This is a genomic window from Streptomyces sp. 15-116A (genome assembly GCF_025290915.1).
In the GTDB taxonomy this organism is placed as follows: Bacteria; Actinomycetota; Actinomycetes; order Streptomycetales; family Streptomycetaceae; genus Streptomyces.
Genome location: NZ_JAOCQE010000087.1, coordinates 1 through 22374 on the forward strand (window position 1 = coordinate 1; position 22374 = coordinate 22374).

The 22374-nt window shown below is 70.7% G+C and carries 20 protein-coding genes; 7 read left to right on the forward strand and 13 right to left on the reverse strand.

The window, feature by feature from the left end:
• Positions 1-174 precede the first annotated feature (174 nt).
• The 11 genes from N4P33_RS16550 to N4P33_RS16600 all read right to left on the reverse strand — a co-directional run bounded on the left by N4P33_RS16550 (position 175) and on the right by N4P33_RS16600 (position 12334).
• Positions 175-1536 (reverse strand): sugar ABC transporter substrate-binding protein, encoded by a 1362-nt coding sequence (locus tag N4P33_RS16550; RefSeq protein ID WP_260827384.1) that lies wholly within the window; start codon positions 1534-1536, stop codon positions 175-177.
• A 31-nt stretch (positions 1537-1567) separates the two neighbouring features.
• A complete protein-coding gene (locus N4P33_RS16555; protein ID WP_260827385.1) occupies positions 1568-2671 on the reverse strand; it encodes a polysaccharide lyase family 1 protein in 1104 nt (367 codons plus the stop codon).
• Positions 2672-2704: 33 nt separating this feature from the next.
• A complete protein-coding gene (locus N4P33_RS16560; RefSeq protein ID WP_260827386.1) occupies positions 2705-4318 on the reverse strand; it encodes a glycoside hydrolase 43 family protein in 1614 nt (537 codons plus the stop codon).
• On the reverse strand, positions 4315-5160 hold the full coding sequence (locus N4P33_RS16565) for a PmoA family protein (RefSeq protein ID WP_260827387.1): 846 nt from the start codon (positions 5158-5160) through the stop codon (positions 4315-4317). The genes N4P33_RS16560 and N4P33_RS16565 overlap by 4 nt, the downstream gene beginning before the upstream one ends.
• Positions 5157-6341 carry a Gfo/Idh/MocA family protein gene (locus N4P33_RS16570; RefSeq protein WP_260827388.1) on the reverse strand — a complete coding sequence of 395 codons (1185 nt, stop codon included), beginning with the start codon at positions 6339-6341 and terminating at the stop codon, positions 5157-5159. Before N4P33_RS16570 ends, N4P33_RS16565 begins: the two co-directional genes overlap by 4 nt.
• A complete protein-coding gene (locus N4P33_RS16575; protein WP_260827389.1) occupies positions 6338-7237 on the reverse strand; it encodes a carbohydrate ABC transporter permease in 900 nt (299 codons plus the stop codon). The genes N4P33_RS16570 and N4P33_RS16575 overlap by 4 nt, the downstream gene beginning before the upstream one ends.
• A complete protein-coding gene (locus tag N4P33_RS16580; protein ID WP_260827390.1) occupies positions 7234-8169 on the reverse strand; it encodes a carbohydrate ABC transporter permease in 936 nt (311 codons plus the stop codon). Before N4P33_RS16580 ends, N4P33_RS16575 begins: the two co-directional genes overlap by 4 nt.
• 101 nt (positions 8170-8270) lie before the next feature.
• Positions 8271-10004 (reverse strand): L-arabinonate dehydratase, encoded by a 1734-nt coding sequence (araD, locus tag N4P33_RS16585; protein WP_260827391.1) that lies wholly within the window; start codon positions 10002-10004, stop codon positions 8271-8273.
• Positions 10001-10909, reverse strand: coding sequence for a dihydrodipicolinate synthase family protein (locus N4P33_RS16590; RefSeq protein ID WP_260827392.1), 909 nt, complete (start codon positions 10907-10909; stop codon positions 10001-10003). The genes araD and N4P33_RS16590 overlap by 4 nt, the downstream gene beginning before the upstream one ends.
• Complete coding sequence (locus N4P33_RS16595) at positions 10906-11610, reverse strand: GntR family transcriptional regulator (protein ID WP_260827393.1); 705 nt, start codon at positions 11608-11610, stop codon at positions 10906-10908. The genes N4P33_RS16590 and N4P33_RS16595 overlap by 4 nt, the downstream gene beginning before the upstream one ends.
• A gap of 133 nt (positions 11611-11743) precedes the next feature.
• Complete coding sequence (locus tag N4P33_RS16600) at positions 11744-12334, reverse strand: TIGR03086 family metal-binding protein (protein ID WP_260827394.1); 591 nt, start codon at positions 12332-12334, stop codon at positions 11744-11746.
• 137 nt (positions 12335-12471) lie between these two features.
• Here N4P33_RS16600 and N4P33_RS16605 point away from each other — a divergent pair, with 137 nt between their 5' ends.
• On the forward strand, positions 12472-13677 hold the full coding sequence (locus N4P33_RS16605; RefSeq protein WP_260827395.1) for an MFS transporter: 1206 nt from the start codon (positions 12472-12474) through the stop codon (positions 13675-13677).
• A 41-nt stretch (positions 13678-13718) separates the two neighbouring features.
• Here N4P33_RS16605 and N4P33_RS16610 read toward each other — a convergent pair whose 3' ends face one another.
• Both N4P33_RS16610 and N4P33_RS16615 read right to left on the reverse strand, forming a co-directional pair.
• The gene (locus N4P33_RS16610) at positions 13719-14882 is read right to left on the reverse strand and encodes a hypothetical protein (protein ID WP_260827396.1); all 1164 of its coding nucleotides are present in this window, start codon (positions 14880-14882) and stop codon (positions 13719-13721) included.
• Positions 14879-15820, reverse strand: coding sequence for a 5-dehydro-4-deoxyglucarate dehydratase (locus N4P33_RS16615; protein WP_260827397.1), 942 nt, complete (start codon positions 15818-15820; stop codon positions 14879-14881). Before N4P33_RS16615 ends, N4P33_RS16610 begins: the two co-directional genes overlap by 4 nt.
• A 245-nt stretch (positions 15821-16065) precedes the next feature.
• Here N4P33_RS16615 and N4P33_RS16620 point away from each other — a divergent pair, with 245 nt between their 5' ends.
• From N4P33_RS16620 to N4P33_RS16645, 6 genes are all read left to right on the forward strand, one after another.
• The gene (locus N4P33_RS16620; RefSeq protein ID WP_260827398.1) at positions 16066-16875 is read left to right on the forward strand and encodes an NAD(P)-dependent oxidoreductase; all 810 of its coding nucleotides are present in this window, start codon (positions 16066-16068) and stop codon (positions 16873-16875) included.
• A gap of 303 nt (positions 16876-17178) precedes the next feature.
• Complete coding sequence (locus N4P33_RS16625; RefSeq protein WP_260827399.1) at positions 17179-17946, forward strand: DeoR/GlpR family DNA-binding transcription regulator; 768 nt, start codon at positions 17179-17181, stop codon at positions 17944-17946.
• Between the two features lie 107 nt (positions 17947-18053).
• A complete protein-coding gene (locus N4P33_RS16630; protein WP_260827400.1) occupies positions 18054-19430 on the forward strand; it encodes a sugar ABC transporter substrate-binding protein in 1377 nt (458 codons plus the stop codon).
• Positions 19427-20368: a carbohydrate ABC transporter permease gene (locus N4P33_RS16635; protein WP_260827401.1), complete on the forward strand. Its 942-nt coding sequence runs from the start codon at positions 19427-19429 to the stop codon at positions 20366-20368. The genes N4P33_RS16630 and N4P33_RS16635 overlap by 4 nt, the downstream gene beginning before the upstream one ends.
• Positions 20365-21210: a carbohydrate ABC transporter permease gene (locus N4P33_RS16640; protein WP_260827402.1), complete on the forward strand. Its 846-nt coding sequence runs from the start codon at positions 20365-20367 to the stop codon at positions 21208-21210. The genes N4P33_RS16635 and N4P33_RS16640 overlap by 4 nt, the downstream gene beginning before the upstream one ends.
• On the forward strand, positions 21207-22196 hold the full coding sequence (locus tag N4P33_RS16645) for a zinc-dependent alcohol dehydrogenase family protein (protein WP_260827403.1): 990 nt from the start codon (positions 21207-21209) through the stop codon (positions 22194-22196). Before N4P33_RS16640 ends, N4P33_RS16645 begins: the two co-directional genes overlap by 4 nt.
• The last annotated feature ends 178 nt before the right edge of the window (positions 22197-22374 follow it).

Here is a 22374-nt window from a genome sequence, read left to right on the forward strand (position 1 = left end):
CGGTGCGGCGAGTGGGGGCACCTCCCACGCCCTTAAGGCAGTGGGGGAGCGTGCATGGCGTCGCCAGGCAGGCGGGAATTTGACGACAGGGCCTAGGGGCGCGGGGAACTGCGCGCCCAGCCAGGGACGGCCCGCGGTCCGCGAACAACGGGCCGCCCCCGGTGGAACCGCACTTCACCCCATCTGCTGATCCCACTCCGCCTGAGCCTCATTCAACTGCTCAGCCAGCGTGTCCAGAAAGTCCTTCGCACTCAAGTCCCCATTGAGCACCTTCTGGAAGTTCGGCTCATTGTCCGCCTTGGAAATCGTGTTCCAGTCCGGCAGGTAGTACGGCAACTGAACAATGCTCGTAGAGCCATCACTCAGCGCATCCGCAGCCAACTTCGTCGGCTCCGCCTTCTGAATCCACGGATCCTTCGCCGCATCCGCGTTCGCCGGCACCTGCCCCGCCGACTCGTTGAACTTCGAGTTCGCCTCGTGCGACGTCGCGTACTCGATGAACTTCCAGGCGGCCTCCTTGTTCTTCGAGCTCTTGAACAGCCCGAGCCCGTCCACCGGGTTGGACACCTGAACCCGCTTGCCACCGGGCCCCGTAGGCTGCGGAATGCCGCGGAACTTCTCCGTGCCCAGCGCCTTCACATGGTCCTGGTACGACCCGAGGTTGTGGTTCAGCATGCCGATCGTGCCGGAGTCCCACTGCGCGACCATCTTGGTGAAGTCGTTGTTCAGGTCGGCCGCGGGAGTGACCTTCTTGTAGAGGCCCGCGTACTTCTCCAGCGCCTCGACGTTCTTCGGGTCGTTGACCGTGGTCTTCTTGCCCGTGGAGTCCCAGAACGACGTGATGCCGGACTGCCCGTACATCGCGTCCAGCGCCTGGGCGATGGAACCGGCGCCGCCGCGGATGGTGTAGCCGAACTCGTTCTTGCCCTTGTTCGTCAGCTTCTCGGCGGCCTCGTAGAAGCGGTCCCAGGTGGTCGGCTCCTCGAGACCCGCCTTCTTGAACAGGTCGGTCCGGTAGTACAGGACACCGTTGTTCGCGGAGGTCGGCAGCGAGTAGAGCTTGTCGTCACCGCCGCCGGCCGCCCGCAGCGACTCGACCATGTCCTTGTTGAGCTTGCCGTTCAGCGGTGACTTGTCCAGCCGGTCGTCCAGCGGGTCGAGCGCCTTCTGCGCGGCGAAGCCTGCGAGCATCGCCGCGCCGACGCCACCGACGTCGGGCAGGCCGCCGCCCTGGATGGCGGTGTCGACCTTGGACTGGTACTCGGTGGAGGCGATCCCGACGTACTCGACGTCGATGTCCGGGTTGGCCTTCTCGAAGTCGGCGATGATCTCCTTCCAGATCTCGGTGCGGACACCGCCGTTGTTGTCCCAGAAGACGATCTTGCCCTTGCCGCTGCCCTCGGCGCCCTTGTCACCGCCCGCCCCGCTGCCGTCGTCACCACAGGCGGTGGCGGTCAGCGCGAGCACGGCGCCCAGGGCGACGGCGGCGGAGACGCGGCGCCTGCCTGTGCTGCTTCTGTCGTTGCTGTTCTTCATCGGTCGGCTCTTTCTTCGGATGATGATGGGGTCAGTAGGTGGACGTGCCGGCGATCCGCGCCTGCGGACCGGAGAACCGCTTCACCAACGCCGGTACGGCGGGCGCCGGATCGAGCCGGTAGGCGTAGAAGTCCCGTGGGTCGAATGCGTCGCCCCACTCGTCGTGGCGGCCGCTGGTGTTCACGGTGATCGAACCGCGCTCCACCAGTTCGGCCGTCGCGTCGGCCTGGTAGGGGTGCTGGACGTCCCGGTAGTAGCTGTTCTCGATGACCATGCGGGTCTTTCCGCGCGCCCAGTTCCCGTACGTCCACACGGGGTCGCCGGGGTCGGTCTGGGCGGTCAGGTAGTTGTTGTAGAGGTGGGCGTAGGCCACGTTGTCCACGGACGGGTTGCGCTGCTTGGTGTTGGCGAACCAGTTGTGGTCGATGGTGATCTGGGTGCGGACGTTGTCCGTCCAGCCGATGCCGAAGGTCTTGTTGTTGTCGGTGAACCGGTTGTAGGAGACGGTCACGTACTCGCTGTCCTTGCGGATGTCGAGCTGGCCGTCGCAGAGGTTCGAGAAGCGGTTGTGGTCGATCCACACGTGGTGGACCGTGTCCATCTGCACGCCGTCGAAGTCGGTGTCCTTGCAGTCCCAGTTGCCCTCGATCGCGGAGTCGCGGATCGTCAGATTGCGGATGATCACGTTGTGGGTGCCGGGCTTCAGATGGAACTCGCCCTGCACCAGCTCACCGCTCGTGCCGACGCCGACGATCGTCTTGTCGGAGGCGACGGTGATGTTCGCGCCGAACGGCTGCGCGGTGATCGTGCCCTGGACGCGGATGACGTACGGCTCCTCGGCCGCCGCGTACCGCTGCAGGGACGCCTGGTCGGTGACGGTGACGACCTCGCCGCCCGCGCCACCGCTCGTGCCCCCGGCGAGCGAGGCGAACCCGTGCGGAGTGTCGCTCCAGCGGTGCCCCGCGTGCCCCGTGTCCCCCACCGCATCCCCCACTGCGGGCACCGCCTCGGCCGACCCCACCACTCCCAGCCCCAGCGCGGTCACGAGACCGAGCACCGCGGCCACCACCTTGCCCCGCCCCGGACCGGCGTCCGGTCCCGGCATCGGCAAGCGCTTGCCTCGGAGTTGCGTCATTGCGGCTCCCAACGGGCTTACAGAGAAAGGGAATTACGAAGCGATGATCCTGAACTGCGTGAACGTCGCCGCACCGGCGTGTCCCTGACCGGCGGGCGCGACGGCGAACAGACCGAGCAGCGCACCCACCCAGCGCCACGGCGTGGCGGCGAAGACCAGCCCCGAGGGACGGAAGCCGTCCCCGGTGTCGCACGAGAAGCGGCAGCGCGCCCCGGCGCCGATGTCGATCCGCAGCCGGGCCCGTCCCTCGGGGGCCGGCCGCGGGTGATCCGCGTCCCGTTCCCTCCCCCACTGCCCTGAAGGCGTGGGAGGTGCCCCCATGGCGACCGCCTCCGCGAACCGGTGCACCAGCTGCACGGCGCCGTCCTCGCCGCGCTGAAGCCCGATCCAGGAGAACGCGTCCCCGAGGACCGCGAGCCCGGCCCGCGCCCCGGGCTCCTCGCTGTCGAGCCGCAGCTCCACCTCCACGGTGCAGGGCATGCCGGGCAGCCGCTGGGTGAGGACGTGGGGCAGTTTCCGCAGGTCGTGCGCGTCGGCCGAGCGGACGCAGCCGAGCCGGAGGCCGTCGCCGGAGTGCTGGGTGGTCCAGCCGTCCTGGGGGTTGGCCGTCCACTGCCACTGCCGGCCGTGGCGTCCGCCGGGGAAGTCGTCGTCGGTGGCGGGCGCGGCGGGCGGCTGCGGCGGCAGGCCGGGTCGGCGGTGCTCGGTCACGGGGGCTCCGTCGTCCCCGATCACCGGCCAGCCTCCCCCACTCTCGGCTTCTCCCCCACGCTCGACTTCGCTCGCGCGGGGGCACCCCCATGAGCGGGAGGTGCCCCCAGCCCCCCACCGCATCGGCTGGAGATGGACGACCCTGCCGTACGCCCCGCGCTGCTGGAAGTGCAGGAACCAGTCCTCGCCGGACGGGGTGCGCACCCAGCCGCCCTGGTGCGGCCCGTTGACGTCGGTGTCCTTCTGCTCCAGGACGACCTTCTCCTCGTACGGCCCGAAGAACTCACGTGCGCGGAAGGCGCCCTGCCAGCCGGTCTCCACTCCCCCGGCGGGCGCCAGGATCCAGAACCAGCCGTCGTGGCGGTAGAGCTTGGGGCCCTCCAGGGTGAACCAGCCGGGGATGCGGTCGGCGTCGACGATCACCTTGCCCTCGTCGAGGAGTTCGGTGCCGTGCGGATGCATCCGGTGGCCGGTGAGGCGGTTCTTGAGGCCGGAGCGGGACCTGGCCCAGGCGTGCACGAGGTAGGCCTCGCCGGTCTCGTCGTCCCACAGCGGGCACGGGTCGATGAGGCCCTTGCCGGCCTTGACCAGGTGCGGGCGGGTCCAGGGTCCCCTGATATCGGGGGCGTTGACCTGGAAGATGCCCTGGTCGGGGTCGCCCCAGAAGATCCAGAACCGGTCGTCGTGGTACCGGATCGAGGGCGCCCAGACGCCGCAGTCGTGGCGCGGCGCGGTGAACTCGCCCGCCGGTTCGAGGCGTTCCAGGGCGTGCCCGACGAGCGTCCAGTTGACCAGGTCGCGGGAGTGCAGCAGGGGCAGTCCGGGGGCGCGGCCGAAGCTGGAGGCGGTCAGATAGAAGTCGTCGCCGACGCGGACGACGTCCGGGTCGGACCAGTCGGCGTTCAGGATGGGGTTCGTGTAGGTCTCGGCACTCACGGGCTCACCGCCTTGCGCACGAGGGCCGCCGCGTCGTCCCGGCCGAGGCGGCCGTCGGCGACGACGGTGACGATCCGGCGGACGACGGTCTCGCCGGGCGGGACGGGCAGCCGGGCGTCGTGGGCGAGGGAGGAGCCGACGCCCGGGTATTCGGCGGTGCGCACGAACCAGGGGTCGCGGCGGGTCGCCTCGGTGGCGCCGGCGAAGACCAGCGTCCAGGTGGAGCCGGCCAGCGCGATCCAGTCGGCGGTGCGGCCGTGCACCTCGCTCTCGCCCTCGGTGCCGGCGGTGAAGACGTCCGCTGCGGTCTCCTCCTTGCGGGCCCGCCAGAAGAAGCCGCCGTACGCGGCGCCGGGGCGCCCGTTGGTGGCGGGGCTGCCGATGGTGAGCGGCTCCCTTGTGACGTTGGTGAGGGAGAAGGTGAGATCCAGGGCCCAGGCGGTGTCGGTGAGGGCGGTGGCGGCGACCGTGCGGCGCTCGCGCAGCAGCTCGCCGGGGGCGGCGACCCAGCGCAGCTCCTCGACGAATCCGTCGGGGTCACGCAGCTGGAAGGCCGTGTGGCGCTGGGAGCCGTGGTTGTCGAGCTCGGTGGGGCCCTGGTCGCGGACGTAGGTGCGTCCGCCCCAGAAGTTGTGCCCCTCGACGTCGGGAACGGCGACACCGACGCCGAGGTGGTGGGTGTGGTCGGCGGGGCTCAGCTCGGTGACCGCCGTGCCGGCCAGGGTGGTGACGGGGTGCAGATACGGGCGCGGGGAGAGCCGCGTGGGCAGCTCGGGCCGGATGACGTATCGGCCGACCGGCCGGCCCGCGACGCGCAGGACCGTGGAGTCGATGCCGGTCATCGGGTGCTCACCGCCTTCGGCAGCTGCCGGCTGCGGCGCGTCCAGGGGGCGCCCAGCTCGGAGTAGAGGGACAGGGTGTCGGCGGCGGCCGCGACGAGTCCGTCGATGCCGTGGACGACGCGCCGGTTCTCGCCGGGGACGCGGTGCCAGGTGCCGGCGGGCAGCGGGTCCGGGTCGGGGGCCTGCCGGATCGCCTCGACGACCTTCATGAAGGCGCCCGTCTCGTCCGGGGTGACGAGGAGGCCGGCGCCGGTGGTGAGATGGGCGACGAGGTTCTCCAGCAGGTCGGTGCGGCCGTACTCGAACTCCTGCGGACCGTGGCCGGCGCGTTGCAGCAGCACCCGGTCCTGCTTGTACCAGAAGGTGATCCGTCCGCTGCTGCCGTGCACCAGGACGTACGGTTCGTCGGCGCGCTCGGCGCACAGGGTCGCGGCGACGGTGACCGGCCGGCCCTGGGCGGTGGTGACACGGACGCAGGAGGTGTCGTCGGACTCGATGTCGTTCGCGCGCAGCAGCTCGGTCTCGATGCGGGTGACGTCCTCGGCACGGGTGCTGCCGCCGAGGGCGAGGGCGGTGGCGACGGCGTGGGCGAGGGGGTTGGTGAGCGCCCCGTCGATCACGTCGACGCCGTTCAGCCGGCGCCGGCCCGCCCAGGGTGCCCGGCGGAAGTAGTCCTCGGTGCGCACCCAGGCCCCGGCCCCGCCGATGCCGACCAGGTTTCCGATGGCGCCCTCGGCGACCAGGTCGCGGATCGCGGGCACGGCGTGCGAGCCCAGCGACTGGAAGCCGATCTGGCAGGCGACCCCCGCCTCGGCCACCCCGTCGGCCATCCGCCGGAACTCGGCGTACGACGGTGCCGGGGGCTTCTCCAGCAGGAGGTGCACGCCGCGCCGGGCGGCGGTGAGCGCGAGGTCGGTGTGGGTGGGGATCGGGGTGCAGATCACCGCGACCCGGGCGCCGGTGGAGTCCAGCAGCGCCCCGAAGTCGTCCGACTGTGCGGGGAGTTCGCCGCCGAACTCCTCCTCGGTGAGCGGGGTGAGCTCGCAGATGCCGACGAGGCGTACGAGCCCCTCGGCCTGAAGGCGCCGGATGTTCTCGACGTGCCAGCGGCCGTGGCCGCGCGCACCGGCGAGGACGACGGGGACGGGGGTGGTGAGTGCGGTGGACGGGCGCTTGCTCATCCCTTCACCGCCCCCGCGCTGAAGCCGGTGATGAGCCACTTCTGGATGAAGGCGAAGACCACGACCACGGGGACGGCGGCGATGATGCCGCCCGCGGCCAGCGCGCCGAGGTCGACGCTGTCGGCGCTCATCAGGGTGTTCAGGCCGACCGGGATGGTCTGCTTCTCCTGGTTGTTGAGGAACATCAGGGCGAACAGGAAGTGGTTCCAGGAGTGCACGAAGGCGAAGGAGCCGACTGCGATCAGTCCGGGCCGCAGCAGCGGCAGGACCACCACCCGGAAGGCCCGCATCCGGTTGCAGCCGTCGACCCAGGCGGCCTCCTCCAGGGAGTACGGCACGTTCTTGATGAAGTTGCTGATCAGGATCATCGACAGCGGCAGCTGGAACACCGTCTCGGCGATGATGACGCTGCCGAGGGAGTTGATCATCTGCAGTTCGGCGAAGATCTCGAACAGCGGCACCAGCAGCAGCGCGCCCGGCACGAACTGGGAGCACAGCAGCGCCAGCATGAACGCCCGCTTGATCCTGAAGTCGAACCGGGCGAGGGCGTAGCCGCCGGCCAGGGCGACCAGGGTGGTCATGACCAGGGTGGCGACGCCGACCAGCACGCTGTTGTAGAAGAACGTGCCGAAGGACCGGTCCGTCCACACCTTCTCGAAGTGCTCGAAGGTCATCGGCCAGGGCACCAGCGAGGTCGAGCCGGCCGGGCGGAGCGCGAAGAGCAGGATCCAGTAGAAGGGGATCAGGGTGAACAGCAGGTAGATGCCGAGGGGGAGGTAGATCTGCCAGCGGGGCGCCTCGTCCCAGGCCCGGTGCCTCTTCTTCGCCGGGCGGGGCGCTGCGGGGGCGGCGTGCGCGGGGGCGGGGGCGGCCGGGACGGCCTCTTCGGTGATCACTTGCTTTCGCCTCCGAACTTGCTCAGCCGCAGATAGACGATCGAGCAGAAGAGCAGAATCACGAACGCGACCGTGGTGAGGGCCGACGCGTAGCCGAAGTTGTGGGCGTCGACGGAGGTGTTGGCGATGTACAGCGGCAGGGTCGTGGTCTCGCCCGCGGGTCCGCCGCCGGTCAGGGTGTAGAGCAGGTCGACGTTGTTGAACTCCCACACCGCGCGCAGCAGCGTGGACAGGATGATGGCGTCCTTCAGATGGGGCAGCGTGATGTGCCAGAACTGCTTGATCCGGCTGGCCCCGTCGACCTCGGCGGCCTCGTAGAGGTCCTTCGAGACGGACTGGAGGTCGGCGAGGATGAGGATCGCGAAGAACGGCACCCCGCGCCACAGGTCGGCGACGATCGCGGCCCAGAACACGGTGCCGGTGTCCGACAGCCAGCTCGTGCCGTAGGAGCCGATGCCCATGTCCGCGAGGTAACGGGTGATGCCGGTCTGGGAGTTGTAGAGCAGCACCCAGATCGCGGAGGTCAGCACGCCGGAGACGGCCCAGGGCGAGAAGACCAGGGCGCGGCCGATGGCCCGGCCGACGAAGGTCTGGTTGACGATGAGGGCCAGCGCCAGGCCGAACAGCAGCTGGAGGCTGACCTCGACGACGACCCACTTGGCGCTGAAGACGAGGGTGTCCCAGAAGATCGGGTCCTCGGTGAAGGCGTGGACGAAGTTGTCGAAGCCCGCATAGCCGTTCCGCCAGGGCTTGGTGGGGTTGTAGTTCTGCAGGCTGTAGTAGAAGACGCTGATGACCGGGTAGGCGATGAAGCCCAGCATCAGCAGGGCGGCGGGACCGATCAGCAGGTACGGGAGCCTGCGGGGCGTGGCGGAGGCACGGCGCCGCCGGGGTGGCGCGGGCGGTTTCGCCACGGCTGCGGCTTGGGCCATGACTGTTCTCCGTTCTGGGTACGTCGTGCGGGGCGGTGCGGGGTGGTGCTGGGGGAAGCGCTTTCTAAGGCGGTGAGCCGGGCTCTTTGGGGTAGTGCGGGTCAGCCGGCGTACGGGTCCTGCACCCGGCCGGGCCGGGCGAGGAACTCGAAGTCGCAGCCGGTGTCGGCCTGGGTGATCTGGTCGAGGTAGAGGGCGCCGTAGCCGCGCTCGTAGCGCACAGGCGGCGGTGTCCACTCCGCCCTGCGACGCTCCAGCTCCTCGTCGTCCACGTCGAGGTGCAGGGTGCGGCCCTCGACGTCGAGGGTGATCAGGTCCCCGGTGCGCACCAGGGCGAGCGGTCCGCCGACGTACGACTCGGGGGCGACGTGGAGAACACATGCGCCGTAACTGGTGCCGCTCATCCGGGCGTCGGAGATCCGCACCATGTCGCGTACGCCCTGCTTGAGCAGGTGGTCGGGGATGGGCAGCATGCCGTACTCGGGCATGCCGGGACCGCCCTTGGGGCCGGCGTTGCGCAGCACCAGCACGCTGTCGGCGGTGATGCCGAGGGACGGGTCGTTGATGGTGCGCTGCATGGTCCGGTAGTCGTCGAAGACGACCGCGGGGCCGGTGTGCTTGAGCAGGTGCGGCTCGGCGGCGATGTGCTTGATGACGGCGCCGTCCGGGCAGAGGTTGCCGCGCAGCACGGCGACCCCGCCCTCGCTCGCGACCGGGTTGTCGCGGGTGCGGATGACGTCGTCGTTGTGCACGAGCGCGCCGTCGAGCTGCTCGCGCAGCGTGTCGTGGGAGACGGTCGGCCGGTCCAGGTGGAGCAGGTCGGTGATCCGGGAGAGGAACCCGGGCAGTCCGCCCGCGAAGTGGAAGTCCTCCATCAGATACGTCTGTCCGCCGGGCCGTACGTTGGCGAGCACGGGAACGGTGCGGGCGATGCGGTCGAAGTCGTCGAGGCTGAGCCGCACCCCGGCGCGGCCGGCCATGGCGATCAGATGGATCACGGCGTTGGTGGAGCCGCCCAGGCCGAGGACGGTGGTGACCGCGTCCTCGAACGCCTCGGCGGTGAGGATGTCGCTCAGCTTGCGGTCCCGGTGGACCAGTTCGACGATCCGCAGTCCGGCCGCGGCGGCCATCCGGTCGTGCCCGGAGTCGACGGCCGGGATGCTGGACGCACCGGGGATCGTCACGCCCAGGGCTTCGGCGGCGGCGGTGAGCGTGGACGCCGTACCCATGGTCATGCAGTGACCGGGCGAGCGGGCGAGCCCGCTCTCCAGCTCCTGCATCTCGCAGTCGCCGATGAGCCCGGCCCGCTTGTCGTCCCAGTACTTCCACATGTCGGTGCCGGAGCCGAGGGTCTCGCCCCGCCAGTGACCGGGCAGCATGGGCCCGGCGGGCACGAACACCGTCGGCAGGTCCACCGTGGCGGCGCCCATCAGCAGGGCCGGCGTGGACTTGTCGCAGCCGCCCATCAGCACGGCCCCGTCGACGGGGTAGGACCGCAGCAGCTCCTCGGTCTCCATCGCGAGGAGGTTGCGGTAGAGCATGGGGGTCGGCTTCTGGAAGGTCTCGCTGAGCGTGGAGACCGGGAACTCCAGCGGGAAGCCGCCCGCCTGCCACACGCCCCGCTTCACCGCCTGGGCGCGGTCGCGCAGATGGACGTGGCAGGGGTTGATGTCGGACCAGGTGTTGAGGATCGCGATGACCGGCTTGCCCAGGTGCTCCTCGGGCAGATAGCCGAGCTGGCGGGTGCGGGCGCGGTGACTGAAGGACCGCAGCCCGTCGGTGCCGTACCACTGGTGGCTGCGCAGCTCCTCCGGGGGCTTGCGGGGGGCGCTCATATGGACCACCCCGCGGCGATGGCGGCGACCTCGGCGCGCTCGTTCTCCGGCAGCGGCTTGCTCGGCGGGCGCACCTCGCGGCGGCACAGCCCGAGGGAGGCGAGGGCCTCCTTGACGACGGTGACGTTGTTGGCGGAGCCGTTGGCGGCGCGCAGTTCCTCGAAGCGGCGGATCTGCTCCCAGACCTTCATGGCGGCCGGGTAGTCCCCCGCGCGCAGCGCCTCGATCATGTTCAGCGAGACGGACGGGGCGACGTTGACGAGCCCGGACGTGAAGCCGGTGGCGCCCGCCGAGAAGTACGACGGCGCGTACGGCTCGGCGAGCCCCGCCACCCACACGAACCGGTCGAGCCCCGCGTCCCGCGCGAAGGCGGCGAACCGCGCCGCGTCCGGCACCGCGTACTTCACGCCGATGACATTGGGGCAGGCGTCGGCGAGTTCGGCGAGACGGGCGCCGGTGAGCTGGGCGTTGCGGAGGTAGGGGACGACGCCGAGCTCGGGCACGGCCTCGGCGATGGCGCGGTGGTAGTCGACCCAGCCGCTCTGCGAGACATAGGGGTGGACGGGCTGATGCACCATCACCATCTGCGCGCCCAGCTCACGCGCGTGCCGCGCGGAGGCGACCGCGGTGGGCACATCGTGTCCGACACCGACCAGGATCGCCGAACCCTCCCCGGCCTCCTCGACGGTCAGCTCGGTGACCAGCCGGCGCTCCTCGGGGGTGAGGGCGTAGAACTCGCCGGTGTTGCCGTTGGGGGTGAGGGTGGTGATGCCGCCGTCGATCAGGCGCCGCAGCAGGGCCCGGTAGGTGACGGGGTCGACGGAGCCGTCCTCGGCGAACGGGGTCACCGGGATGGCCACCACGTCGGCCAGGGCGGCCCGCTGGGTCTCGAACGTCGCCGTCATGCCTGACCGCCTTCTTCCTGGGCCTGGTGGGCGGCCCGGGACTCCGGGGCCTCGGGGGTGTCGATGTCCGCCTCGGGGAAGGCCCGCCGCACGAACGACGCGATGTGGGAGTGCAGGGCGCGCGCCGCGCCGTCCGCGTCGCCGCCGAGGGCGAGCCGCAGGATCTCGCGGTGCTCGCTGGCCTCCTGCTCCCAGGAGGGGTCGGCGGCCCAGGCGACGGCGGAGACGAGGGCGGCCTGGTCACGGACCTCGTCGAGCATCCGGCCGAGCAGCGGGTTGCCGCACGGCAGGTAGAGGGCGCGGTGGAACTCCCGGTTGGCGAGGGAGCGTTCGGCGGTGTCGGTGGCCTCGTCGGCGCGGGTCAGGGCGTCACGGGCGGCGTCCAGGGAGGCGCCGCGCCGCACCGCGCGCTTGAGGGCCTCGGGTTCGAGGAGCAGTCGCACGTCGTAGACCTCGCGCGCCATGTCCGCGTCGACCATGCGCACCGTGACGCCCTTGTACTGGCTCATCACCACCAGACCGGTGCCGGCCAGGGTCTTGAGCGCCTCGCGCACCGGGGTCTTGGACACCCCGAACTGAGCGGCGAGCTCGGTCTCGACCAGGGCCTGGCCGGGCGTCAACTGCCCGGTGAGGATGCGGCGTTTGATCTCCTCCAGCACGTACTGCGTGCGGGAGGGGATCGGCGTGGGCACAGAGGTCATGCGCGCCTCTCGGATCTCGCGTATCGCGTCTCATATATGACGTACGAAGTACGACGCGATGACCGTAAGAGCGCCCCTGTGTTTCGTCAATGCTTCGGACAAAGAAACAGCAAGCGTTTTCTACGCCGCCTGCTCAGCCCCAGTGCGGATCCCTCCCGCTGAGTCCGACGGCCCGGTCGAGCAGCGGCGCCTCGGGTGCGACCGGCACGACGGGCCCGAAGATGCCCCCGCCCCGGTCGCCCTCGGCCGCGGCGGCGGCCAGGAAGTCGTGCGCCATCTGGAGCGCGGTGGGATCCGGCTCGTAGCTCTGCCCCGTGGCACGGGCCAGATCCCAGCCATGAATGACCAGCTCATCCACGGCGACGGCAGCGGCCACCTCCCCCGGCAGATCCACCCCGCCCGCCCGGGTCATCCCGGTCCAGGCGGCCGGGTCCCGCCACGCCTCGGCGAGCTCCGCGAGCACCTTGGGCAGCTCCTCGCGCCACCCCGGACCGACGTCGGGCACGGCGGCCTCGGGGCTGGTGTCGGTGGTCGGCCCCAGATCCTTGCGGCCGGCGTCCCGGAAGGCCACGGACAGCCCGAGCAGATGCCCGAGGAGATGGCGCACCCGGTACTCCGGGCAGGGCGTCCGGTCCTCCAGCTGTTCGTCGGTGACGCCCTCGGCGAGCCGGGCGACGACCTGCGTCTGCGGTCCGAGGTCGAGAACGGCGTCGGTGTCGGTCATGGGGTGCTCCTCACAGAGAGTCTCCGGGTCCTGGAAGGAAGACCGATCCCGGCCCGGAAACTCATCGCCCGGCAGCCCCGCGTCTAAGGCACCTGCCGGATCCGTACACCCGGTCCTTAGCCCCACGATGACCAGGCATGGAGACGATGACGAAGTGGACCGTGGTGCGCGTCCTGAGCGATCGCAACGCCGGTCTCTACCTCGCCGGAGTCGTGGTCTCCGGCTTCGGCACCTCCGCGCTCTGGCTGGCGTCCGGCGTATGGGTCAAGGACCTCACCGGCTCGGACGGACTCGCCGCCCTGTGCATGCTCGCCATGTGGGCCCCCACCCTGGCCGGCCCGCTCCTGGGCACCCTGGCCGACCGGGTGCGCCGCAAGCCGCTGCTGATCGGCACGAACCTGCTGCTGGCCGCGCTGCTGCTCACCCTGTTCACGGTGGACTCGCCGGGGGCGGTGTGGCTGCTGTTCGCGGTGCTGTTCGTGTACGGCGCGGCGGGCGTGGTCCACGACGCGGCCGAGTCGGCGCTGGTGGCGACCGCCGTGGACCGCTCCCTGCTCGGCGACTTCAACGGACTGCGCATGACGGCCACCGAGGGCATGAAACTGCTGGCCCCCCTCGCCGGCGCGGGCATCTACGCGGCGTACGGCGGAGCGAGCGTCGCCCTCCTGGACTCGCTCACCTTCCTCGCCGCCACGGTGCTGTACGCCGGCCTGCGGGTCCGCGAGGAACGCCCCGCACCCCCGGCCGGGGGCAGGCGCGGCCAGACCACCGAGGGTGTCCGGTACCTCCGCTCGCACCCCGTGCTGCGCCCCCTGGCCCTGTCCGGCGGCATGACGATGCTGTGCGCGGGCCTGAGCGGCGCGCTGACCTACGCCGTCGTCGAGGACCTCGGCCACTCCCCCGCGTACGCGGGCGTGCTGTACGCGGTGCAGGGCGCCGGCTCGGTGGCGATCGGCCTGTGCTCGGGCCCAGCGCTACGGCACCTGGGCGAACGCCGTTTCGCGGCGTACGGCATGGCCCTGCTGGCCATCGCGGTGGCACTCCGCGCGGTCCCCGACGACACCGTGGCACTGGCGAGCAGCGCGGCGATCGGGGCGGGCCTGCCGGCGGTCCTGATCGCCACGCTGACGGCAGTGCAGCGCGAAACCCCGGCCGCACTGCTGGGCAGGGTGACGGCGACGGCCAATACGGTGGTGTTCACACCGAATGTGGTGGGGCTGGCGGCAGGCGCGGCGTTGGTGGAACTGACCGACCACAGGCTGCTGTTGACGGTCACCGGACTCACCTTGCTGGTGACGGCAACGAGGCTGGCTATGGGGGCAAGGACGCCCATCCCCACCTAGGGGCGCGGGGAACTGCGCGACCAGCCCCCACGCACCCGCAGTCAACAACGACGCAACCCCACTCTCACCGCATCCAGGTCCCCGTCCGAAGCCAACCCGGCGTGATACAGCCGCAGTTCCGTAGCCCCCAACCGCCGAGCCTCCCCCGCATCCTCCGCCAACGTCCCCGGACTACCCCCCATCCCGGAGACAACAGTGAAGTTCGCCGCGATCACAGCCCCCTCCCGAGCCTCCCGGGCAAACGGCACAACCAACCCCGCACCCCCCGTACACGGCACAACGACCCCATCCGCCACACCCAAAATGTGCCCAGGATCAACCCCCGCATTCGCCCCGCAGTGATACGACACCGGATCCGCGTGCAACAACACCCGGAACCCTTCAGGCGCGGCCTCCCGCACGGCCCTCACGGCCGCTTCCTGAAGCGAGCGCGCCGTCGCATCACGCCACGCCCGCGTGCCATCAGCCCGCTCCGCCCCGAGCAGCTTCTCGACCCCCGCCCAGCCCCCGTCGGACGGCGCCCCTCGCCACACGGGTTCCAGCGCGGCCCGGACGCCCCCGGCCAGCTCCTCCGGGTCGAGCCCCTGCTCGCCGTACCCATCCCGGCAGGCAGGGCAGAAGCACAGCGACATCAGGTACTGCCCGGCATCCCCCAGCCCGACCCCGCCCGTCTTGTCGTGGGCGTGCAGATGGGCCAGCCCGTACCAGCCCAGCGACTCCAGCTCAGTGCCGCGTGCCCCGGGCCGTACCGCCGCCTCCACGGCCAGATCGACGAGGTACGCGCGCGTGGCGGGCTGCGCGATGCACGGCGCCCACGGGTAGCGGTCACCGTAGGCGTTGACCACCGAGGTGTCCGGATGCTCCGCCCCGAGCCGCGAGTTGTGCGCCAGTACGACCCAGGTGTGCACCTCGAGACCGGCACGCGCGAGAGCGTCCGCGGCCTCGCCGAACGCGTCGCCGGGTGCCCAGTCGCCCGCCGGGTACGGGCGCAGCATGCGCCCGGACCAGCGCGGCCCCGGCGGATACAGCACGGCCGCGTACTCGGCGGTGACGACGCGGTGCCGCGGGTGGCGCGGGGTCAGCGCGCGCGTGGAGTGGTAGGCGGAGGCGAGCGTCACCTGGGCCACGCCGAGCCCGGCGATCCGGGCGGGGGCCTCGGGGTCGCCGTTGACGTCCCAGGGGTAGACGAAGGCCGACGCTCTCACATGTCCTCCTCGATCAGCGCCTGTCCCCGCTCGATCAGCTGAGCGAGTTGTTTGACATGGTCCTCGGCGGGTTCGGCGAGCGGCGGCCGGACCTCGCCGACGTCGAGCCCGCGCAGCCGTACACCGGCCTTGACGAGCGAGACGGCGTAACCGGCGCCCTGGGCGCGCAGTTCGGCGAAGGGCCGGTAGAAGCCGTCGAGCAGGCGCCGGACGGTGGCCTCGTCGCCGGTGTGGAGGGCGCGGTGGCAGGCGAGGGCGACGTCGGGGGCGAAGCAGAAGACGGCGGAGGAGTAGAGGGTGACGCCGAGACCGCGGTAGGCGGGCTGGGTCAGTTCGGCGGTGGGGAGCCCGTTGAAGTACAGGAAGTCGCCGGGGGCCTCGGTGCGCTGGGCGCTGACGATGCGCTGCATCAGGTCGAGGTCGCCGAGGCCGTCCTTGAGCCCGATGATGCCGTCGACGCGAGCCAGTTCGACCACGGTGTCGGGCGTGAAGAGGGCGTTGTCGCGCTGGTACACGATGACCGGCAGGCCGGTGGCGGCGGCGAGGTCCCGGTAGTGCCGCAGCAGACCGTGCTGAGGGGCGCGGACCAGGTAGGGCGGCAGGGCGAGCAGCCCGTCGGCGCCGGCCCGCTCGGCGAGCCGGGCGTAGTGCACGGCGAGGGCGGTGCCGTAGCCCGCGCCGGCGACCACCGGGACGCGTCCCTCGGCCGCCTCCACGGCCGCCCGCACGCAGGCCTGGAACTCCTCGGGGGTGAGCGCGTGGAACTCCCCGGTGCCGCAGCAGGCGAACACGGCGGCGGCCCCGGCCTCCACGCCGCGGCGCACATGGAGGCGGAAGACGTCGAGGTCGACGGTGCCGTCGGGTCCGTAGGCGGTGACCGGGAAGAACAGCGGCCCGCTGGGGATACTGAGCCTGGCGGCGAGAGGGGCTGGGGTCACAAGCTCTCCCTGGTCCATATGCATGATTGGCGTCTATATTTCTGAACGGCACCACGCTAAGACCCCGCCGGGAGGCCGGTCAAGCACACCAACCCGCGCCGCACCAGCGGATTTCACCATTCCGCCACGGACGGCAACCCTTGACGACCTTGGCCACCACTCCGTAGCGTGTCCACGCATATGAATGCCGTGCAGACATATGCACGACAGGTTGTGCACGACAGGCGAGGCAAGGAGACCCGAGGATGCCCGCTCCCCGTACCGTTCTGCTCACCGGCGCCGCCGGCGGACTCGGCACGCTGATGCGGGACCTGCTCCCCGACCACGGCTACGACCTGCGCCTGCTCGACCTGCGCCCGATCGACGGCGAGCCGGACGCGATCGTCGCCGACCTCGCCGACAAGGACGCCGTGCGCGAGGCGGTCCGCGGGGTCGACGCGATCATCCATCTCGCGGGCATCTCCCTGGAAGCCCCTTTCGAGAAGATTCTCAAGGCGAACATCGAGGGCACCTACCACCTGTACGAGGCGGCCCGCGAGGAAGGCGTCGGACGCATCGTCTTCGCCTCCTCGAACCACGCGGTGGGCTTCACACCCCGCCCCCAGGGCGACGACCCTCTGATCCCCGTCGAAACCCCGCACCGCCCCGACACCTTCTACGGCCTGTCCAAGTCCTTCGGCGAGGACCTCGCCCAGTTCTACTGGGACAAGCACGGCCTGGAGACCGTCTCCGTGCGCATCGGCTCCTGCTTCCCCGAGCCGACCAGCGTCCGCATGCTCTCGGTGTGGATGAGCCCCGCCGACGGCGCCCGCCTCTTCCACGCGGCCCTCACCGCCGAGAACGTCGGCCACACCATCGTCTACGGCTCCTCCGCCAACACCCGCCTGTGGTGGGACCTCACCTCCGCGCGTGCGCTCGGCTACGACCCCCAGGACGACTCCGAGCCGTACGCCGAGAAACTCATCGCCGAACAGGGCGACCTGGACCCCGCCAACCCGGCCCACGCCTGCCTGGGCGGCCACTTCGTGACCGACCCGCCGATCTGGCCGTACTGACCGGAAATTATCGCGGGAGAAGGCGGGCGGGCACGAAACGGGCCCGCCCGCGCACCTCTCCGGGCACCACTCGACGAACGCTCCAGCAACACCCCCAAGGGGCGCGGGGAACTGCGCGACCAGCCACAACACACCCGCAGCCAACCCACAACCGCCTCCCACCCCCGCACCTCACTCCCACGCCCGAACGGGCACACCCGGGCACCATCACCTCCGTAACAGACCTGGTCACTCGCACACCCTCGCTGTAGAAATTCCCTCACGAGCCCGAACGGGCAGCGCAGCGCAAGGGTGGGTGACGACATGACCAGAACCGCGGAAGAACGCCAGCGCGAAATCGTCCGCATGGCGCGAGCCACAGGCTCGGTCGATGTCACCGCCCTCGCCACCGACCTCGGCGTCGCCAAGGAGACCGTCCGCCGCGACCTGCGCGCTCTGGAGGACCACGGCCTGGTCCGCCGCACCCACGGCGGCGCCTACCCCGTGGAGAGCGCCGGCTTCGAGACGACCCTCGCCTTCCGCTCCACCAGCCACGTCCCCGAGAAACGCCGCATCGCGGCCGCCGCCGCCGACCTGCTCGGCGACGCCGAGACCGTCTTCGTCGACGAGGGCTTCACCCCCCAGCTCATCGCCGAGGCCCTGCCCAGGGACCGGCAGCTGACGGTCGTCACCGCCTCCCTGCCGGTCGCGGGGCTCCTCGCCGAGGCCGGCACGATCGCCGTCCTGCTGCTCGGCGGCCGGGTCCGCTCCGGCACCCTCGCCACCGTCGACCACTGGACGACGAAGATGCTCTCCGGCTTCGTCATCGACCTCGCGTACATCGGCGCCAACGGCATCTCCCGCGAACACGGCCTGACCACCCCCGACCCGGCGGTCAGCGAGGTCAAGGCACAGGCGATCCGGGCCGCCCGCCGCACCGTGTTCGCGGGCGTGCACACCAAGTTCGGCGCGGTCAGCTTCTGCCGGTTCGCCGAGGTCGGCGCCCTGGAGGCGATCGTCACCAGCACCCTGCTCCCGGCGGCCGAGGCCCACCGCTACTCCCTCCTCGGGCCGCAGGTCATCCGGGTCTGAAGGGCCCCTCCCGCACCCCTGACATGGGCACCCCACACCCAGCCGCGCCCCATATATCCCGATAGCCCCCATCCTCCCCATACCCCCTCTACGTCCAGGAGCGATCCATGCGTACCCAGAGCCGACGACGACGGCCACCGCGAGCCCCGCTCGCCCTGGCCGCCGCAGGGACGCTGCTCGCCCCGCTGCTCTCCGGCTGCTGGGCCGGAGCGGGCGGGGCCGGATCCGGCGGTGACTCCATCAACGTGCTGATGGTCAACAACCCGCAGATGGTCGAGCTGCAGAAGCTGACCGCGGCCCACTTCACCAAGGACACCGGCATCAAGGTCAACTTCACCGTGCTGCCGGAGAACGACGTCCGCGACAAGATCAGCCAGGACTTCGCCAACCAGGCCGGCCAGTACGACGTGGCCACCCTGTCCAACTACGAGATACCGATCTACGCCAAGAACGGCTGGCTGAAGGAGATGAACTCCTACGTCGCGAAGGACCCGGCGTACGACGAGCAGGACGTCCTGAAGCCGATGCGCCAGTCCCTCACCGGCGAGGACGGCAAGCTCTACGGCCAGCCCTTCTACGGCGAGTCGTCCTTCCTGATGTACCGCAAGGACGTCTTCGCGGCGAAGGGCCTGGAGATGCCCGCCCGCCCCACCTGGCGGCAGGTCGCCGACCTTGCGGCCGAGGTGGACGGCGCCGAACCGGGCATGAAGGGCATCTGCCTGCGCGGCCTCCCCGGCTGGGGCGAGGTCATGGCGCCTCTCACCACCGTCGTCAACACCTTCGGTGGCACCTGGTTCGACCAGGACTGGAACGCCCGCCTCGACTCCCCCGAGTGGAAGGAGGCGACGACGTTCTATGTCGACCTCGTCCGCGAGCACGGCGAGTCCGGCGCCGCCCAGGCCGGCTTCGCCGAGTGCCTGAACAACATGACCCAGGGCAAGGTCGCCATGTGGTACGACGCCACCTCCGCGGCCGGCTCGCTGGAGTCCGCGAACTCCCCCGTCAAGGGCAAGGTCGGCTACGCCCCCGCCCCCGTCGAGAAGACCGAGTCCTCCGGCTGGCTCTACACCTGGGCCTGGGGCATCCAGAACGCCTCCCGCAACGCCGACGACGCCTGGAAGTTCGTCTCCTGGGCGTCCAGCAAGGAGTACGAGCAGCTCGTCGGCGATCAGATCGGCTGGTCGAACGTCCCGGCCGGCAAGCGCGCCTCCACTTACGCCAACCCGGCCTACCGCGCGGAGGCCGCCGCCTTCCAGGAGATGACCAAGAAGGCCATCGAACAGGCCAGGCCCGAGGACCCCGGCGTCCAGCCGCGGCCCGCGCCCGGCATCCAGTTCGTCGGCATCCCCGAGTTCACCGACCTCGGCACCAAGGTCTCGCAGGAGATCAGCGCGGCCATCGCCGGACGCCAGTCCGTCGAGTCGGCCCTGAAGAAGTCCCAGCAGCTCGCAGAAGAGATCTCCGAGGAGTACGAGGGACGATGACCGCGACGACGACGGCCCCCGTGGCCACCCCGGAACCGCTCACCACCGGCCGCCGCCCCTCCGCGCGGCTGCGCGCCTGGGCCACCCGCGCCCCGCTGATGCCGGCCCTGGTCTTCATGATCGTGGTCACCCAGCTGCCCTTCGTGGCGACCCTGGTGATCTCGTTCTTCGACTGGAACTCCCTCTACCCCGACGCCCGCCACTTCGCCGGCCTCGAGAACTATCAGGAGGTCCTCACCGACCCGGACCTGCGCCACTCCGTCTGGACGACGATCGTCCTGACCGTCGCGGTCGTCCTCGCCAGCCTGGTCCTCGGCCTGCTGCTGGCCCTGCTCCTGGACCGCCGCTTCCGCGGCCGGGGCGTGGTCCGCACCCTGCTCATCGCCCCGTTCCTGATCGTCCCGGTGGCGGCAGCCCTGCTGTGGAAGCACGTGCTGTACAACCCGGAGTACGGCCTGCTCAACGGCCTGCTGCACTACGTCGGCGGCCCACAGCCCGACTGGATCTCCAGCACCCCGCTGCTCGCCGTGGAAGCCGCGCTCGTGTGGCAGTGGACGCCGTTCATGATGCTGATCCTGCTGGCCGGGCTGCAGAGCCGGGACCAGCAGCAGATCGAGGCGGCCCGGGTCGACGGGGCGAGCGACTGGCAGATCTTCCGCCACCTCACGCTGCCCCATCTGCGCCGCTACCTCGAACTCGGCGCGCTGCTCGGCTCGATCTACATCGTGCAGAACTTCGACGCGGTCTTCACGATCACGTCCGGCGGCCTGGGCACCGCCAACCTGCCCTACACCGTCTACCAGACCTTCTACCAGGCCCATGAGAACGGCCTCGCCTCGGCCGCCGGCGTCCTGGTCGTCATCGGCTCCATCATCATCGCGACCTTCGCCCTGCGCGTGGTGTCGTCCCTGTTCCGCGAGGAGGTGTCCCGCGCATGAGCAGCATCGCCGTACGCGTGCGTCGCAAGGGCGGCGTGGGTCTGGGCCTGCTGGCCTGGCTGGCCGGCATCGTCTTCTTCCTGCCCATCGCCTGGATGGCGCTGACGTCCTTCCACTCCGAGGAGGACGCGGCGACCAACCCGCCGTCCTTCGCGGCGGCCCTCACCCTGGACGGCTACCGCGAGTTCTTCGGCGCGGGCGGCGGCGCGAGCCCGTGGCCGTCCCTGATCAACTCGGCGGTGGCATCGCTCGCGTCGACGCTGCTGGTCCTCCTCCTCGCCCTCCCGGCGGCGTACGCCCTCTCGATCCGCCCGGTGAAGAAGTGGACGGACGTCCTGTTCTTCTTCCTCTCCACCAAGATGCTGCCGGTGGTGGCGGGCCTGCTGCCGATCTACCTCTTCGCGAAGAACGCGGGCCTGCTGGACAACATCTGGCTGCTGGTCCTGCTCTACACCTCCATGAACCTGCCGATCGCGGTGTGGATGATGCAGTCGTTCCTCGCGGAGGTGCCGGTGGCGATCATCGAGGCGGCACGGGTGGACGGCGCGCGCCTGCCGACGATCCTCGCTCGCGTCGTCGCGCCCATCGCCCTCCCCGGCATCGCGGCCACGTCTTTGATCTGCTTCATCTTCAGCTGGAACGAACTTCTCTTCGCCCGGGTCCTGACGGGCGTCGTCGCCGAGACGGCCCCCGTCTTCCTGACCGGCTTCATCACCAGCCAGGGCCTGTTCCTGGCGAAGGTGTGCGCCGCGTCGCTCGTCATCTCCCTGCCGGTGCTCGCCGCGGGGTTCGCCGCCCAGGACAAACTCGTCCAGGGCCTGTCGTTGGGAGCCGTGAAATGAAGGCCGCCGTCATCGAGTCCGTGGGCCACGCCGTCGTCACCGAGGTCCCGGACCCGACGCCGGGACCGCGGGAGGTGATCGTGGAGGTCGCGGCGTGCGGCCTGTGCGGCACCGATCTCCACATCCTCCAGGGCGAGTTCGCCCCGAAGCTGCCGATCGTGCCGGGGCACGAGTTCGCGGGCGAGGTGGTCGGGGTGGGCACCCAGGTCACGGAACTGTCGGTCGGCGACCGCGTGGCAGTGGATCCGTCCCTCTACTGCTACGAGTGCCGCTACTGCCGCACCGGCCACAACAACCTGTGCGAACGCTGGGCGGCGATCGGCGTGACGACGGCGGGCGGCGCGGCCCAGTACGCGGTGGCGCCGGTGGCGAACTGCGTCAAGCTGCCCGACCACGTCCGCACGGAGGACGCGGCGCTGATCGAGCCCCTGTCCTGCGCGGTGCGCGGCTACGACGTCCTGCGGTCCCGTCTCGGGGCACACGTCCTGATCTACGGCTCGGGCACGATGGGCCTGATGATGCTGGAGCTCGCCAAGCGCACGGGCGCGGCGAGCGTGGACATGGTGGACATCAATCCGGCGCGCCTGGAGACGGCGGTCCGGCTGGGCGTCTCCTCCTCGGCGACCACCGCCGACGAACTGGACCGCCCCCAGGGCTGGGACCTGGTCATCGATGCGACGGGCAACGCGGCGGCGATCCAGGACGGCCTGAACCGCGTGGCCAAGGCCGGCACCTTCCTCCAGTTCGGCGTGGCGGACTACGCGACCCGGGTCACGATCGACCCGTACCGCATCTACAACCAGGAGATCACCATCACCGGCTCCATGGCCGTCCTCCACAGCTTCGAACGAGCAGCGGAACTCTTCGCCACGGGCGTCCTGAACCCCGACATCTTCATCAGCGACCGCATCCCCCTGACCGCCTACCCCCAGGCCCTGACCCAGTTCGCCAACGGCCAGGGCCGCAAGATCGTGGTAACCCCGTAGCCCACCCCCACACCTCGACACCTACCCACCCGAACCCCGGACGATCACGCCCAGCTGACCGAAGCCGCCCCCTCCCCACCCACCCGAACTTCGGTCGGTCACCATTCAGCCGACCGAGTCGGGTGGTGGGTGGGCATAGGTCCGGGGTCCAGGGGCGGAGCCCCTGGCGGGGTCGAAG

What these genes read in the sequence shown, in the direction of transcription:
- N4P33_RS16550 (WP_260827384.1), bottom strand. Translation starts at nt 1,536, where the DNA reads ATGAAGAACAGCAACGACAGAAGCAGCACAGGCAGGCGCCGCGTCTCC.
- N4P33_RS16555 (WP_260827385.1), bottom strand. Translation starts at nt 2,671, where the DNA reads ATGACGCAACTCCGAGGCAAGCGCTTGCCGATGCCGGGACCGGACGCC.
- N4P33_RS16565 (WP_260827387.1), bottom strand. Translation starts at nt 5,160, where the DNA reads ATGACCGGCATCGACTCCACGGTCCTGCGCGTCGCGGGCCGGCCGGTC.
- N4P33_RS16570 (WP_260827388.1), bottom strand. Translation starts at nt 6,341, where the DNA reads ATGAGCAAGCGCCCGTCCACCGCACTCACCACCCCCGTCCCCGTCGTC.
- N4P33_RS16580 (WP_260827390.1), bottom strand. Translation starts at nt 8,169, where the DNA reads ATGGCCCAAGCCGCAGCCGTGGCGAAACCGCCCGCGCCACCCCGGCGG.
- araD (WP_260827391.1), bottom strand. Translation starts at nt 10,004, where the DNA reads ATGAGCGCCCCCCGCAAGCCCCCGGAGGAGCTGCGCAGCCACCAGTGG.
- N4P33_RS16590 (WP_260827392.1), bottom strand. Translation starts at nt 10,909, where the DNA reads ATGACGGCGACGTTCGAGACCCAGCGGGCCGCCCTGGCCGACGTGGTG.
- N4P33_RS16595 (WP_260827393.1), bottom strand. Translation starts at nt 11,610, where the DNA reads ATGACCTCTGTGCCCACGCCGATCCCCTCCCGCACGCAGTACGTGCTG.
- N4P33_RS16600 (WP_260827394.1), bottom strand. Translation starts at nt 12,334, where the DNA reads ATGACCGACACCGACGCCGTTCTCGACCTCGGACCGCAGACGCAGGTC.
- N4P33_RS16605 (WP_260827395.1), top strand. Translation starts at nt 12,472, where the DNA reads ATGGAGACGATGACGAAGTGGACCGTGGTGCGCGTCCTGAGCGATCGC.
- N4P33_RS16620 (WP_260827398.1), top strand. Translation starts at nt 16,066, where the DNA reads ATGCCCGCTCCCCGTACCGTTCTGCTCACCGGCGCCGCCGGCGGACTC.
- N4P33_RS16625 (WP_260827399.1), top strand. Translation starts at nt 17,179, where the DNA reads ATGACCAGAACCGCGGAAGAACGCCAGCGCGAAATCGTCCGCATGGCG.
- N4P33_RS16630 (WP_260827400.1), top strand. Translation starts at nt 18,054, where the DNA reads ATGCGTACCCAGAGCCGACGACGACGGCCACCGCGAGCCCCGCTCGCC.
- N4P33_RS16635 (WP_260827401.1), top strand. Translation starts at nt 19,427, where the DNA reads ATGACCGCGACGACGACGGCCCCCGTGGCCACCCCGGAACCGCTCACC.
- N4P33_RS16640 (WP_260827402.1), top strand. Translation starts at nt 20,365, where the DNA reads ATGAGCAGCATCGCCGTACGCGTGCGTCGCAAGGGCGGCGTGGGTCTG.
- N4P33_RS16645 (WP_260827403.1), top strand. Translation starts at nt 21,207, where the DNA reads ATGAAGGCCGCCGTCATCGAGTCCGTGGGCCACGCCGTCGTCACCGAG.